This window comes from Stutzerimonas chloritidismutans (genome assembly GCF_051486945.1).
Lineage (GTDB): Bacteria > Pseudomonadota > Gammaproteobacteria > Pseudomonadales > Pseudomonadaceae > Stutzerimonas > Stutzerimonas chloritidismutans_B.
The window spans coordinates 521,864-534,944 of sequence record NZ_JAHVDX010000003.1 but is presented as its reverse complement, the minus strand read 5'-3'; the positions used below and the strand labels follow the sequence as shown (position 1 = coordinate 534,944).

The following is a 13,081-nucleotide window of genomic DNA, read 5'->3' as shown; positions in this document are numbered from 1 at the left end:
CGGGCGGGCAGATTATTTTCAGCGCCCCGACGGTTGCTGTCGAGGCGCGAAAGGGCTGCTGATAGACTCCTGACAGTCCCCTTGGAGTCTCTTCCTTGCAGTTCGATACCATCATTGACGACCTGGCCGAACGCGGTTGGTCGTTGCAGCGTCGTTTCCTTACTAGCGATGTGACCCTTGATCTGGCGGCAGAGTGCCGCAGACGCGAGGCGCAGGGCGCGCTGGCGCCGGCGGGCATTGGCCGTGGCGAGGCCGTGGCGGTGCGCGAAGGCATCCGTGGGGACCAAATTCAGTGGCTCGAGCCGGGCCAATCGGCGCTCTGCGATGGTTACCTCGAGCGTATGGACGCGCTTCGCCAGGCGCTCAATCAGGCGCTGTTCCTCGGTTTGGAAGAGTTCGAATGCCATTTCGCCCTGTACCCGCCAGGCGCCTTTTACCAAACCCACCTCGACCGCTTCCGCGATGACGATAGTCGCTGCGTCACTGCCGTGCTCTACCTGAACCCGGACTGGCAGCCGGCCGATGGCGGTGAGCTGCGCATGCATTTCGCCGACGGTACCCAGCGCGACATTCCGCCATTGGGCGGCGACCTGGTGGTATTCCTGTCGGGGGATTTTCCGCACGAGGTGAGGGTGACCCACGCGGATCGCCTTTCGCTCACCGGCTGGTTCCGTCGGCGCCCGGCCGACATCCTCAACCTGTAACCGCTAAAACGCAAAAAGCCCGGCACGGGGCCGGGCTTCAGGCGTGACGCTGGGGCTATTACATGCCCAGCAGGTTCGGCAGCGCCAGGGAGATCCACGGCACGTAGGTGATCAGCACCAGGAAGCTCAGCATCAGCGCAAGCCATGGCAGTACGGCGCGGATGACCTGGGTCACCGGCATGCCAGTCACGGCGGAGGCAACGAACAGATTGAGGCCGACCGGAGGTGTGATCAGGCCGATCTCCATGTTCACCACCATGATGATGCCCAGGTGAATCGGGTCGATGCCAAGCTGAACGGCGATCGGGAACAGGATCGGCGCCAGGATCAGGATGATCGCCGAAGGTTCCATGAAGGCGCCTGCTATCAACAGCACGATGTTCACGACCAACAGGAACATCCAGGGCTGTAGGCCAGCTTCCAGCACCATCGCGGTGATCTGCTGCGGGATCTGCTCGGTCGTCAGCACGTGCGCAAAGAGCATGGCGTTGGCGATGATGAACATCAGCATGATCGACAGCTTGCCGGATTCCAGCAGCACCTTCGGGCAGTCGCGCAGGGAAATGTCCTTGTACACGAACAGCGCGACGAACGCCGAATACACCGCGGCGACGGCGGCTGCCTCGGTCGGGGTGAACATACCGGTGTAGATACCGCCGAGGATGATCACCATCAGCAGCAGGCCCCAGATCGCCTTGCGTGCGGCAGACAACCACTCGCGGAAGGTCGCGCGCGGCATGGCCGGCAGATTCTTCTTCACCGCGACGATGTAGATCGCCACCATCAGGCCCACGCCGAGCAACAGCCCCGGCACGACACCGGCCATGAACAGCTTGCCGACAGAGGTTTCAGTCGCAGCGGCATAGACCACCATCACGATCGACGGCGGGATCAGAATGCCCAGCGTACCGGCGTTGCAGACGATGCCCGCGCCGAATGCCTGCGGGTAGCCCGAGCGCACCATGCCGGCGATGGCGATAGAGCCAACGGCCGCTACCGTCGCCGGGGATGAGCCTGACAATGCCGCGAACAGCATGCACGCCATGACCGCACCGATTGCCAGGCCGCCGCGGATGTGGCCGACGGTGGCGTTGGCGAAGTCGATCAAACGCTTGGCCACGCCGCCGGTGGTCATGAAGGCGCCGGCGAGCAGGAAGAACGGAATTGCCAGCAGGGTGTAGTGCTCTGACGTCTCGAACAGCTTGATCGCCAGCGAGCGCACCGAGTCCTGGCTGAAGAACATGATGGTCAGCGAGCCGGCCAGACCAAGGGAAATCGCTACCGGCACGCCAATGAACATCAGCGCGAAGAGCGCGAGGAAGAGGAACAGGATAGTCATTACTTCGGCTCCTCTTCACCAAGCTTGGCTGCTTCGGCGGCCTCGTCGGCGAGGCCCAGCCCGGTTTGCTCGTTGCGCAGGATGCGCACGAAGATCTGGGCGAAACGGATGAACACCATGGCGAAGCCAAATGGCACGATCATCCCGATATGCCACTGCTTGATGCCAATGTGGCCAAGGTCTTCGGCACCGATGTTGGCGACGAACAGGGCGTTGATCCACTCATAGCTGGCAATGGTCAGCAGGCCGGCGTAGCCGAGGCAGAATAGGCAGGCGACGATCGCGATGTAGCGTTGAACGCTGCGCGACGCGAGCTTGACGAGGGCGTCCACGCCGATGTGCCCGGCAGTGCGTACACCGTAAGCCAGGCCGGAAAAGATCAGCCAGGCGAACAGCGCCTTGGTCAGCGCGGTGCTCCAGGTCATCGCCTGGGCCAGACCGATGACGAAATCACCGATGCTGAAGAAGAGGTCTTCCGCGGCCGGAAAGGTGTCGGCCGCCGTATAGAAAACGGTGTAGAGGTTGTTCAGAACCACGTAAACGAAGGTCACCAGCGTCATGGCGGCCAGCAGGAAGGCGATGAACCCTTCCTCGAAGTGGTCCCAGACGCGCCAGAGGGCGTTCATGGATGACATCTCCCGATGGAGTTGATTTTGTTCGATGAGGCGTACGGAGGGTGCGCCATTAGCCGGTCTGGTGACCGGTCGACAGTGCAATGAAAAACGCGTGTCGTGCCATGGCGTTGATGAACCCTGTCGCCATTGGCCGCTTGTCTTTTCACTGGGCTGTCGCTACCGCAAGGGTGGTGGGAGGGCGGCCGGGCCGCCCTCCGGCAAGGCTTATTGGGCCTTGTTTGCTTCTTCGGCGGCCTTGATCAGGTCGGCGCCGATTTCGCCTTCGAACTTCTTCCAGACCGGCTTCATCGCTTCACGCCACTTGGCACGCTCTTCCGGGGTCAGTACGAGGATTTCGGTAGTGCCGGCTGCCAAGATGTCCTGCTTCGCCTTCTGGTTCAGGTCGTCAGCCTGCTTGTTCACCTCGACAGTGACTTCTTCGATGATGTCGTCGAGTTCGGAGCGCACGTCTTCAGGCAGACCGTCCCAGAACTTGGTGTTGGTGATCAGCATGTAGTCCAGCAGGCCGTGGTCGGACTCGGTGATGTGCTTCTGCACTTCGTGCATCTTCTGCGAGTAGATGTTCGAGTACGGGTTCTCTGCACCATTGACCACACCAGTCTGCAGGCCCTGGTAGACCTCGGCGAAGCTCATCTTGCGCGGGTTGGCGCGCAGGGCCTTGAACTGCTCGTCCAGTACGGCGGAAGCCTGTACGCGGAACTTTAGGCCACGGGCATCCTTCGGCTCACGCAGCTCCTTGTTGGCGGACAGCTGCTTCATGCCGTTGTGCCAGTAGGCCAGGCCGGTGATGTTCTTGTCTTCCATGGAGCTCAGCAGCTTCTGGCCGGCATCGCTCTTCTGGAAGCGGTCGACCGCCTGGATGTTGTCGAACAGGAACGGCAGGTCAAACACCTGGACGCCCTTGGAGTAATGCTCGAATTTGGCCAGAGACGGAGCGATCAGCTGGACGTCGCCCAGCAGCAGCGCTTCCATTTCCTTGCCATCGCCGAACAGCGAGGAGTTCGGGTAGACCTGCACTTCCACTTTGCCCGGCAAACGCTCTTCTACGAGCTTTTTGAACATCAGGGCGCCCTGACCTTTCGGGGTGTTCTCAGCTACTACGTGGGAGAACTTGATCAGAATGGGATCGGCGGCCTGCGCGAGGCTTGCCATACCCAGGGACAGTGCACAGGCGAGTGCCGTGGCGGTCAGCTTGAACATTGTTGTTTTTCCTCTTGTTGTGAATTGAGTGACCGCATCGAGCGATCACTCGGCTGTAGCCAGCAAGACAAGTCTAGGCGTAATCGGCAAGGCCGCTGTGCCTATGCAGGCCCGTTTCACTGACTCGTGGGGGTTAGCGGGAGCAAGGCTTGTGCCAATTGGCCGCATCGTGCTCCCGTGACGGGCGAGTTTACCCCGGTGATGGCAAAAAGCTGACGATTAATTCTCACGCAGCCTGTCTAGCACGATGTTTCCGTCGGGCCGTCTGCCGACACCAGGAGCGCACATGTAAGCGGACGATTGTGTCCGTCGCATGTCAGCCGGGGCGGATATATGAGTGGATTAAGCTGAAACCAATGCTTGGTGGCGGAAATTCGCCATCTATTCGCCGGAATCGGGCGAGGTTCCGCCAGCATCGGTGAACACCAAGCCATGCTTGCGCAGCTTGTCGTGCAGCGTCTTGCGCGGTAGCCCGAGCGCTTCGGCGACGCTGCGCAGGGACGAATGCGGGCGTGATAACTCGGCCGCGATCAGGGCGCGCTCGTACGCGTCGACCTGATCGCCCAGCGAACGGCCGGCAGTGGCGCCGACTGGTAGCGCGGGCTGCGCATCATCCAGCCCGAGTTCGAGGCCCAGGGCAAAGCGTTCAGCGGTGTTCTGCAGCTCCCGCACGTTGCCCGGCCAGGCGTGCCGCAGCAACTGCGCACGTTGCTCGGGTCGCGGTTCGCGCAGCGGCAGGCCGTGGCGGTTGGCACCAGCTTCAGCGAAATAGCGGAACAGCAGCAGCACGTCTTCGCTTCGTTCACGAAGCGGCGGTATGCGCAGCGGCGCGACGTTCAGCCGGTAGTACAGGTCGGCGCGGAACCGGCCCTGGTCGGCGGCCTGGCGCAGGTCTTCCTTGGTGGCAGCGATGACCCGGATGTCCAGCGGAATCGACTGATTGCCCCCGAGGCGTTCGACCACCCGTTCCTGCAGCATGCGCAGCAGCTTCACCTGCACATCCAGGCTCATGCTTTCGATCTCGTCGAGAAAGAGGGTGCCGCCGTTGGCGAACTCGAACTTGCCGATCCGCCGTTTCTGCGCGCCGGTAAAGGCACCGGCCTCGTGGCCGAACAGCTCGCTTTCGACCACCGATTCGGCCAGCGCGCCGGCATTGATCGCGACGAAGGGGCCGCCGCGGCGGCTCGACAGGTCATGCAGGGCACGCGCGACCACCTCCTTGCCCGCGCCGGTCTCGCCCAAGATGAGCACATCGGCCTGGGTGCCGGCCAGCGCGCCGATCTGTTCGCGCAGGCGTTGCATGGCAGGCGATTGCCCGAGTAACCGGCCGGACAGCTGCTGGCGGTCGGCAAGTGCCAGGCGCAGGCTGCGGTTATCCAACACCAGTTTGCGCAGGGCGAGGGCCCGCCGCACGCTATCCAGCAGGGCCTCGCTGGGGAAGGGCTTTTCGAGAAAATCGTAGGCACCGGCGCGCATCGCCTGGACGGCGAGCTGGATGTCGCCATGGCCCGTGATCAGGAGCACCGGCAGCTCGCCGTCAATCGCCTGCAGCTGTTGCTGAAGTTGCAGGCCGTCGATGCCGGGCATGCGAATGTCGCTGACCACTACGCCCGGCCAATCTGGCGGAATCATGGCGGCCAGCCCGCGCGCATCGGCCAGACCGATCACCTTGAGGCCGGCCAGATCGAGCGTCTGGCTCAGCGCCTTGCGCAGATGGGCGTCATCGTCGACCAGGACTACCTGGGTCTGCGGGTCGATGTGGCTGGTCATGCTAGTCCTCGCTGGGAAAGGCCACGCCGGGGTCGGCCGATTGCAGGAAAAGAGTGATCTGGGCGCCGCCCTCGCGGTGATTGCCCAAGGTCAGCTCGCCGTCAAGCGCGCGCGCCAGCGTATCGCAGATGGCAAGACCCAGGCCCAGCCCTTGGGTGCTGGTCTTGGTCGTGAAAAAAGGCTCGCGGGCGCGCTGCAGCGCTTCTGCGGAGAAGCCGGGGCCGTTGTCGCGCAGGGTCAGGAGCACGCCCTCGCCCTGGCGCTCGGCACGCAGCCAGATACGCCGCCCCGGTGGGCGCTCGTTGAGCGCATCGAGCGCGTTGGCCAGCAGGTTGGAAAGGATCTGTCGCAGCCGCGTTTCGCCGGCCTGCACCCAGAGCGTGGCGTCCGGCAGGTCGCGGATCAGCTCGACATTCATTGCCTGACGGCGCTTGGCCAAGAGCGCCAGCGCATCGTCCAGAGCGGGTTGCAGCGCCACGCGCTCGGGAGCGTGGCGGTCGCGGCGGGCGAAGGCGCGCAGGTGGGCGATGATCGAGGCCATGCGTGCGGTGAGTTCGCTGATCAGCTTGAGGTTGTCGCGCGCTTCCTCGTTGCGTTGTTGATCGAGCAACACCCCGGCGTTGTCGGCGTAGCTGCGGATAGCACCAAGCGGTTGATTGAGTTCATGGCTGATGCTCGCCGACATGGTGCCCAGCGCTGACAACTTGCCGGCCTGCAACAACTCATCCTGTGCCCGGACCAGTTCCTGCTGCGCCTGTTCGCGTTCGAGTACCTCCTGCTTGAGTCGGCTGTTCAACGCCTCCAGATCCTGGGTCCGCTCTTGCACACGGCGCTCGAGCTGCTGGCGCGCCTTGGCATCCAGCGCGATACGCTCCACGTAATGGCGACGCCGCTGCATCATCAGGCCGAGCAACAGGAGCACCGCGGCCAAGGTCGCGGCACCGATGGCGACCACGGTGCGCACGGGCCGCTCGACCAGCGCGATGGGCGCCAGGATGCGCACCGTCCAACCCGTTTCCTTGAGCTCGCGGCTCTGGATCAGCCAGGCGTCGAGGTCCAGCGTCAGATCCTGCGGTTCCAGCGTCGGATAGGGGCGGTCGAAGGCGATCTGTTCACGTTCGTCGTGGTCCAGCGCGCGGCTGGCGCGAAACCGCCATTCCGGTCGCGAGGTGAGGATCACCACGCCGAAGTTGTCTGTTACCAACAGTTGTTCTGGCGTATTGCCCCAGAGCGTCTCGGTGTGGTCCAGGTCGACCTTGACCACGAGTGCGCCGAGGGTTTGGTCGCCGTCGCGCACCGCGGCGCCGAAGTAGTAGCCGCGCTTACCGGAGGTGGTGCCGAGCCCGAAAAAGCGCCCCAGTTCGCCGGCCAGCGCCTGGCGAAAATAGGGACGGAAGGCGAAGTTGCGGTCGACGAAACTGTCCTCGTCGTTCCAGTTCGAGGCGGCCAGCGTGGTGCCGTCCGGTGCCATGAGATAGATGACGTCAGCGCCAGTTTCCTTGCGTAACTGGTCCAGCAGCCGGTTGGCCGCGTCCCGCGCGCCCGGGTCCTGCGCGTCGCGCAGCGCGGTGCGCAACGTCGGCAGGTCACCGAGAATGCGGGGCAGCACTTCGTAGCGGCGCAGCGAACCGAGCAGGTTGGCGACATAGAGATCGAGCGTTTGGCGGTTCTGCTCGATCAATTCATTGCTGTAGTAGCGCTCGGCCAGTTGCTGCAACGGCCAGAGCAGCGGAAACAGCAGGACGGCTAGGAGCGCCAGGTTGCGCCAGCGCGGGCGACGGGGAGATTGGACTGGAGTCATGCGGATGCGCCTGTGAGTGCGGCACATTATGCACGTTCACCACGCCCGAAGCGTGCCGGTCAACGTCGCAGATCAGGCTGCGCCGCGTTCGTCGATTGCCGTGCGCGGGCTAGCCAGACACAGGCGCAGCGCAGCATCCCAGTCGGGCAGTTGGACGTCCCAGTCGCGCTGCAGCCGATCGCAGCACAGGCGTGAGTTGGCCGGCCGCTGGGCGGCGGTGGGGTAATCCCGTGCCGGAATCGGCGAGAGCCTGGCGCGCAGGCGACCCTGCTGGCGAAGGTGCTCGGCGATGCGCTGGGCGAAGCCGAACCATGAGGTCTCGCCGGTGGCGGTCAGGTGATACAGGCCTGTTGGCCCGTTGGCGCCGTTGCGCCATTTGCGGATCAGTTCGGCGGTCACGCCTGCCAGGGTGCCGGCCCAGGTCGGCGCGCCGATTTCGTCGTCGACGACCTGCAAGGCATCGCGCTCCTGCATCAGCCGCTGCATGGTCAATAGGAAGTTGCGTCCGTGGGTCGAGTAGACCCAGCTCGTACGCAGAATCAGGTGCTGCCCGGCAACGGCCTGGATCGCCTGCTCGCCGGCCAGCTTGCTGGCGCCGTACACGCCCAGCGGCGAAGTCGTGTCGGTCTCGACATAGGGCGTCGGCTTGAGGCCGTCGAACACATAGTCGGTGGAATAGTGAATCAGGGCGGCGCCGAGTTTGGCGGCCTCCTCGGCGAGCACCCCTGGGGCGGTGGCGTTCACGGCGAATGCGGCCGCCCTGTTGTGTTCGGCCGCATCCACGGAGGTGTAGGCCGCCGCGTTAACGATGAGGTCAGGGCGCAGCAGGCGAACCTGCTGGCGAATCTGCGCCGAGTCGGCCAGATCTAGCGCCTGGTGCCCCAGCGCCAGCACTTCTCCTTCACCGGCCAAGGCCAGTTGCAGTTCGCGGGACAGTTGCCCCCGGCTGCCGGTGACGAGAATCCTCACGCGAACAACTCCGCTTCGCTAAGGACCTTGCCGTCGATGTCTTTCTGCGACAGTTGCGGCGGCTCGTCGATCGGCCAGTCGATGCCAATCTGCGGGTCGTTCCACAACAGCGAGCGTTCGTGCGCCGGTGCGTAGTAGTCCGTGGTCTTGTAGAGGAACTCGGCGCTTTCGCTGAGCACCACGAAGCCATGGGCGAAGCCTTCCGGGATCCACAGCTGGCGCTGATTCGCAGCGCTCAGGTGGCAGCCGACCCAGCGGCCGAAGGTCGGCGAGCGGCGGCGCAGGTCAACGGCGACATCGAAGACCTCGCCGGCCACGACCCGAACCAGCTTCCCCTGCGGTTGCTGGATTTGATAATGCAGGCCGCGCAACACGCCACGCTGGGACTTGGAGTGGTTGTCCTGCACGAAGCTGCGTTTGACGCCTGTCGCGGCCTCGAAGGCCGCGGCGTTGAAGCTCTCGTAGAAAAAACCGCGTTCGTCACCGAAGACCTTCGGCTCGATGATCAGCACATCGGGTATGTCGGTCTTGATGACGTTCATGCGTGCTCACCGGCCAGCTTGAACAGGTATTGGCCGTAGCCGGTCTTGCCCAGGGCGTCGGCGCGGCGCAGCAGTTGCTCGCGGTCGATCCACTTGTTCTGGAAGGCGATTTCTTCCAGGCAGGCGACCTTCAGGCCTTGGCGGTGCTCGATGGTCTGCACGTACTGCGAGGCCTCGAGCAGGCTGTCGTGGGTACCGGTGTCGAGCCAGGCGAAGCCACGGCCGAAGCGCTCGACATTGAGGTCGCCACGCTTGAGGTAGGCCATGTTGACGTCGGTGATCTCCAGCTCGCCGCGGGGCGAGGGCTTGATCGACTTGGCGATCTCGACCACATCGTTGTCGTAGAAGTACAGGCCGGTCACCGCATAGCTGGACTTGGGCTTGGCTGGTTTTTCTTCGATGGAAAGGGCCTTGCCACTCTCGTCGAAATCGATCACGCCGAAGCGCTCCGGGTCCTTGACCCAGTAGCCGAAGACCGTTGCGCCCTTCTCCTGATGAGACGCGCGCTGCAGCTTCTCGGTGAAGTGTTGGCCGTGGAAGATGTTGTCGCCCAGGATCAGGCACACCGAGTCATTGCCGATGAACTCTTCGCCGATCAGGAACGCCTGGGCGAGGCCGTCCGGCGAGGGCTGCTCGGCGTAGCTGAAGTTGACGCCGAATTGGCTGCCGTCGCCTAGCAGGTTGCGGTATTGCGGCAGGTCCTGCGGGGTCGAGATAACGAGGATGTCGCGAATCCCGGCCAGCATCAGCACCGAGATCGGGTAGTAGGCCATCGGCTTGTCGTAGATCGGCAGCAACTGCTTCGATACGCCCAGGGTGATGGGGTGCAGACGGGTGCCGGAGCCTCCGGCGAGGATGATTCCTTTCATGCGTTCTCCAGTGCGCCAAGGCGCTCGCGTTGATAGCTGCCGTCCTGAACGCGACGGCACCATTCGAGGTTGTTCAGGTACCACTGCACGGTCTTGCGCAGGCCGGTTTCGAAGGTTTCCTGCGGGACCCAGCCGAGCTCGCGCTCGATCTTGCTGGCGTCGATGGCGTAGCGCAGGTCGTGGCCGGGGCGGTCCTTGACGAAGGTGATGAGGTCTTCGAAGCGCTCGATGCCGGCAGGTTTCTGCGGTGCCAGCTCTTCGAGCAGGGCACAGATGCCGCGTACCACGTCGATATTCTGCTGCTCGTTGTGGCCGCCGATGTTGTAGGTCTCGCCGACCTTGCCTTCGCTGACCACCTTGAACAGGGCACGCGCATGGTCTTCGACGAACAGCCAGTCGCGCACCTGGGTGCCGTTGCCGTAGACCGGCAGCGGTTTGCCATCGAGCGCGTTGAGGATCACCAGCGGGATCAGCTTCTCGGGGAAGTGATAGGGCCCGTAGTTGTTCGAGCAGTTGGTGATCAGCACCGGCAGGCCGTAGGTGCGTTGCCAGGCGCGGACCAGATGGTCCGATGAGGCCTTGCTGGCCGAGTAGGGCGAGCTGGGTGCGTAGGGCGTGGTCTCGGTGAACAGGTCGTCCACGCCATGCAGGTCGCCGTACACCTCGTCAGTGGAAATGTGGTGGAAGCGGAAGGCTTCGCGGCGCTCGGCCGGCAGGCTCTGCCAGTAGCCACGGGCCGCTTCGAGCAGCTGGTAGGTGCCGACGATGTTCGTCTGGATGAACTCGGCCGGGCCGTCGATGGAGCGGTCGACATGGGATTCAGCCGCCAGGTGCATGATGGCGTCCGGCTGGAACTCCAACAGGGCCTCGCTGACGCGGTCGCGGTCGGCGATGTCGGCTTGCAGGAACCGGTAGCGGTCGCTGCCGTCGACTTCGGCTAATGATTCGAGGTTGCCAGCGTAGGTCAGCTTGTCCAGGTTGAGGACGCTGTGCTCGGTGTCTTGGATGAGATGGCGGATCAGAGCAGAGCCGATGAATCCGGCTCCGCCGGTAACGAGAATGCGCATGACGATAGGCTTCCTTGGCGCGCTACAGAGCTTCAGGCTCCAGGCATGTCGGCTGATAGACCGATTGCGACTGTAAAAATTCCCATGCCCGCCGCGCCGGCTTCCGGGCGGTTTCGCTGCGGGAGGACACGAGGTAGGGTGTTGATCTGCGGCACTGTGACGCGGTTGACGTATGCAGTACTATCGCGGCCCCGCAACTGCCGGTAGCAATGGAATGCCCGACCGAAACGAACAGCTCGACGACCTGCTGATTTTCACCGCGCGCAGTATCGCGCAATTGACCGAAGCCTTGAACGCACTGTCCTTTGAACTCATGGCCAGCGAGGATCCGGCCGTGCGCATCGCCAGCCGCCGGATGGTGGGCCGTATCACCGAGGTCCAGGCGGGCTTCGAGCAACGCTGGCGCCAGGCGGGCCTGCTCACCGATACGTCGGAAATCGTTCAGCCTGAAGACGGCCGCTGAGCCTTCTGCGAGCGGCGCACGCGTCTGGAGACAGCCAGCGCCTGCAATCACGAGCAGGCGAGGCGCTACCGAGCCTTTCGGCGCGCTTAGTGTGCCTGCGCCAGGGTCTGAAGCAGGCACGCTCCGTGCCGACTCCCAATTGACGCGTCCGACGCTCTGCCCATCAACGGCGGTCTAGCGTGCGGGCGTGTTCGAGGGTCCATTGCAATAGGTCGGCGCTGAGCCGATCGCTGGCCTGGCCAAAGGCTTCGACGACGCGTTCCACGTCGGTGCCGGTGCTGGGCTGACGGACCTCGAAGCGGCGGTTGGCCAGGGTGTGTTGGTTGTTGCGATCCACCAGGCGCGCGTCGAGACGGATCACCACCACGGGCTTCCCATCCACATATTCGCTCTGGAAGGCACGCAAATCGCTGTGCAGGCTGAGGTCGGCGTAGAGATTGGCGTCTTCGTTGCTCACCGAGGGCATGCGTCCGTCGCGCTGGAACGCTTCGATCAGGCGGTCGCGCAACAATACCGGTGCCGCATCGCCCCAGCGTGCGCCGCTGTAGGCGCTGATTTCGTTGCCTTGTGGCACCACGGCGATGCGTTGGCTGGCGAGGATGCGGCTGGCTTGCGGCGTGTTGATTCGCAGTGACTGCTGCATCTGTGGCTGCGCGCTTTCCGGTGGCGGCGTGGTGGTGGGCAGCAGGAAGATCCGCAGCGTTTCCGACTCCGGAAAAATGGAGCAGGCGGCCAACAGGGAGAACAGCCCGAGCAGGGCGAGGCGGGACAGCGGGCGAAGGCTCATGGTGTGAACTCCTGCAGTTTGTCGCGGCCGAGCAGGAAGCCGCTGGGGTTGTCTTCCAGGCGCTGGGTGACTCGGCGCAGCGCGCCGAGGGTGGTGCGCAGCTCGTTGATCGCCGGGCCAAGTTCATTGAAGCCCTGCATGCCGTTGTTCAGCGCGCCCTGGTTTTCTTCCAGCAACCGGTCGAGGCGGGCGGTGGTCCGGTCGAGCGTCTGCATCGACTGCGCGGCGCTGGTCAGCACGCTGCGGCCCTGATCGTCGAGCAAGCCGTTGGCGTTGCGCGCCAGGCTCGACAGTTCACCCATCACGGTGTTGGCTTGCTGGCTTAGCTGGTTGAACTGCTGCAGCGTCTGGGCGAGGTCGCCGCGCTGATCGGACAACACGCTGGTGGCCTGCTCCAGATGCTCGAGCGTGTCGCTCAGGCGGTTGATGTTGTCCTCGGAAAAGATCTGGTTGGCGCTGAGCAAGAGGTTGTTGATGTTGCTCATCAGGTCTTCGCCGTTTTCCAACAGCGCATTGAGCGAGGACGGGTCGGCGACGATCAGCGGCGGGTCGTCGCGGTCGCCTTCCAGGCGCGGGCTTTCCGGCGTGCCGCCGTGTAGCTGAATGACCATGCTGCCGGTGATGTTGGCCAGCGCCAGGCGTGCCTGAGTGTCTTCCTTGATCGGCGTGCCGCCATAGACGCGAATGCGCGCACGCACCTTGCGCGGGTCGTCGGGCTCTAGCCACAGTTCGGTGACGTCGCCGACCTTGATACCGCTGTATTCCACCGAGCTGCCACTCGACAGCCCGCTCACCGCCTGGCTGAAGCCAATGTCGTAGTAGGCGTATTCGCGGTCCATGCTGGACTTGCCCAACCAGAGGGCGAACAGCAGGGCGCAGCCGACGGCGACCACGGTGAACAGTCCGATCAGGACGTGATGGGCTCGGGTTTCCAT

General features: G+C 63.9%; 13 protein-coding genes. 2 read left to right on the top strand and 11 right to left on the bottom strand.

The features are described 5' to 3' along the window. Positions 1–95 precede the first annotated feature (95 nt). The gene (locus KXR72_RS14410; RefSeq protein WP_437421777.1) at positions 96–704 is read left to right on the top strand and encodes a 2OG-Fe(II) oxygenase; all 609 of its coding nucleotides are present in this window, start codon (positions 96–98) and stop codon (positions 702–704) included. A 58-nt stretch (positions 705–762) separates the two neighbouring features. Here the strand turns inward: KXR72_RS14410 and dctM are convergent, their stop codons facing one another. The 9 genes from dctM to rfbB form a co-directional block, all read right to left on the bottom strand. Beyond that, complete coding sequence (dctM, locus tag KXR72_RS14405) at positions 763–2,043, bottom strand: C4-dicarboxylate TRAP transporter large permease protein DctM (RefSeq protein ID WP_437421776.1); 1,281 nt, start codon at positions 2,041–2,043, stop codon at positions 763–765. Next, complete coding sequence (locus KXR72_RS14400; protein WP_437421775.1) at positions 2,043–2,669, bottom strand: TRAP transporter small permease; 627 nt, start codon at positions 2,667–2,669, stop codon at positions 2,043–2,045. Before KXR72_RS14400 ends, dctM begins: the two co-directional genes overlap by 1 nt. A 213-nt stretch (positions 2,670–2,882) precedes the next feature. Continuing rightward, the gene (gene dctP / locus KXR72_RS14395) at positions 2,883–3,878 is read right to left on the bottom strand and encodes a C4-dicarboxylate TRAP substrate-binding protein DctP (protein WP_437421774.1); all 996 of its coding nucleotides are present in this window, start codon (positions 3,876–3,878) and stop codon (positions 2,883–2,885) included. Between the two features lie 381 nt (positions 3,879–4,259). After that, entirely contained in the window at positions 4,260–5,648 is a 1,389-nt protein-coding gene (locus KXR72_RS14390) for a sigma-54-dependent transcriptional regulator (RefSeq protein WP_437421773.1), read from the bottom strand. Position 5,649: 1 nt separating this feature from the next. After that, complete coding sequence (locus tag KXR72_RS14385; protein WP_437421772.1) at positions 5,650–7,449, bottom strand: sensor histidine kinase; 1,800 nt, start codon at positions 7,447–7,449, stop codon at positions 5,650–5,652. Positions 7,450–7,521: 72 nt separating this feature from the next. Beyond that, a complete protein-coding gene (gene rfbD, locus KXR72_RS14380; protein ID WP_437421771.1) occupies positions 7,522–8,418 on the bottom strand; it encodes a dTDP-4-dehydrorhamnose reductase in 897 nt (298 codons plus the stop codon). Then, the gene (rfbC, locus tag KXR72_RS14375; RefSeq protein ID WP_437421770.1) at positions 8,415–8,960 is read right to left on the bottom strand and encodes a dTDP-4-dehydrorhamnose 3,5-epimerase; all 546 of its coding nucleotides are present in this window, start codon (positions 8,958–8,960) and stop codon (positions 8,415–8,417) included. The genes rfbD and rfbC overlap by 4 nt, the downstream gene beginning before the upstream one ends. Then, positions 8,957–9,829: a glucose-1-phosphate thymidylyltransferase RfbA gene (rfbA, locus tag KXR72_RS14370; RefSeq protein WP_437421769.1), complete on the bottom strand. Its 873-nt coding sequence runs from the start codon at positions 9,827–9,829 to the stop codon at positions 8,957–8,959. The genes rfbC and rfbA overlap by 4 nt, the downstream gene beginning before the upstream one ends. Next, entirely contained in the window at positions 9,826–10,896 is a 1,071-nt protein-coding gene (gene rfbB, locus KXR72_RS14365) for a dTDP-glucose 4,6-dehydratase (protein ID WP_437421768.1), read from the bottom strand. Before rfbB ends, rfbA begins: the two co-directional genes overlap by 4 nt. Positions 10,897–11,110: 214 nt before the next feature. Here rfbB and KXR72_RS14360 point away from each other — a divergent pair, with 214 nt between their 5' ends. Then, complete coding sequence (locus KXR72_RS14360; RefSeq protein ID WP_437421767.1) at positions 11,111–11,359, top strand: hypothetical protein; 249 nt, start codon at positions 11,111–11,113, stop codon at positions 11,357–11,359. 163 nt (positions 11,360–11,522) lie between these two features. Here KXR72_RS14360 and KXR72_RS14355 read toward each other — a convergent pair whose 3' ends face one another. Continuing rightward, entirely contained in the window at positions 11,523–12,146 is a 624-nt protein-coding gene (locus KXR72_RS14355) for an ABC-type transport auxiliary lipoprotein family protein (RefSeq protein WP_437421766.1), read from the bottom strand. After that, a complete protein-coding gene (locus tag KXR72_RS14350; RefSeq protein WP_437421765.1) occupies positions 12,143–13,081 on the bottom strand; it encodes an MlaD family protein in 939 nt (312 codons plus the stop codon). Before KXR72_RS14350 ends, KXR72_RS14355 begins: the two co-directional genes overlap by 4 nt.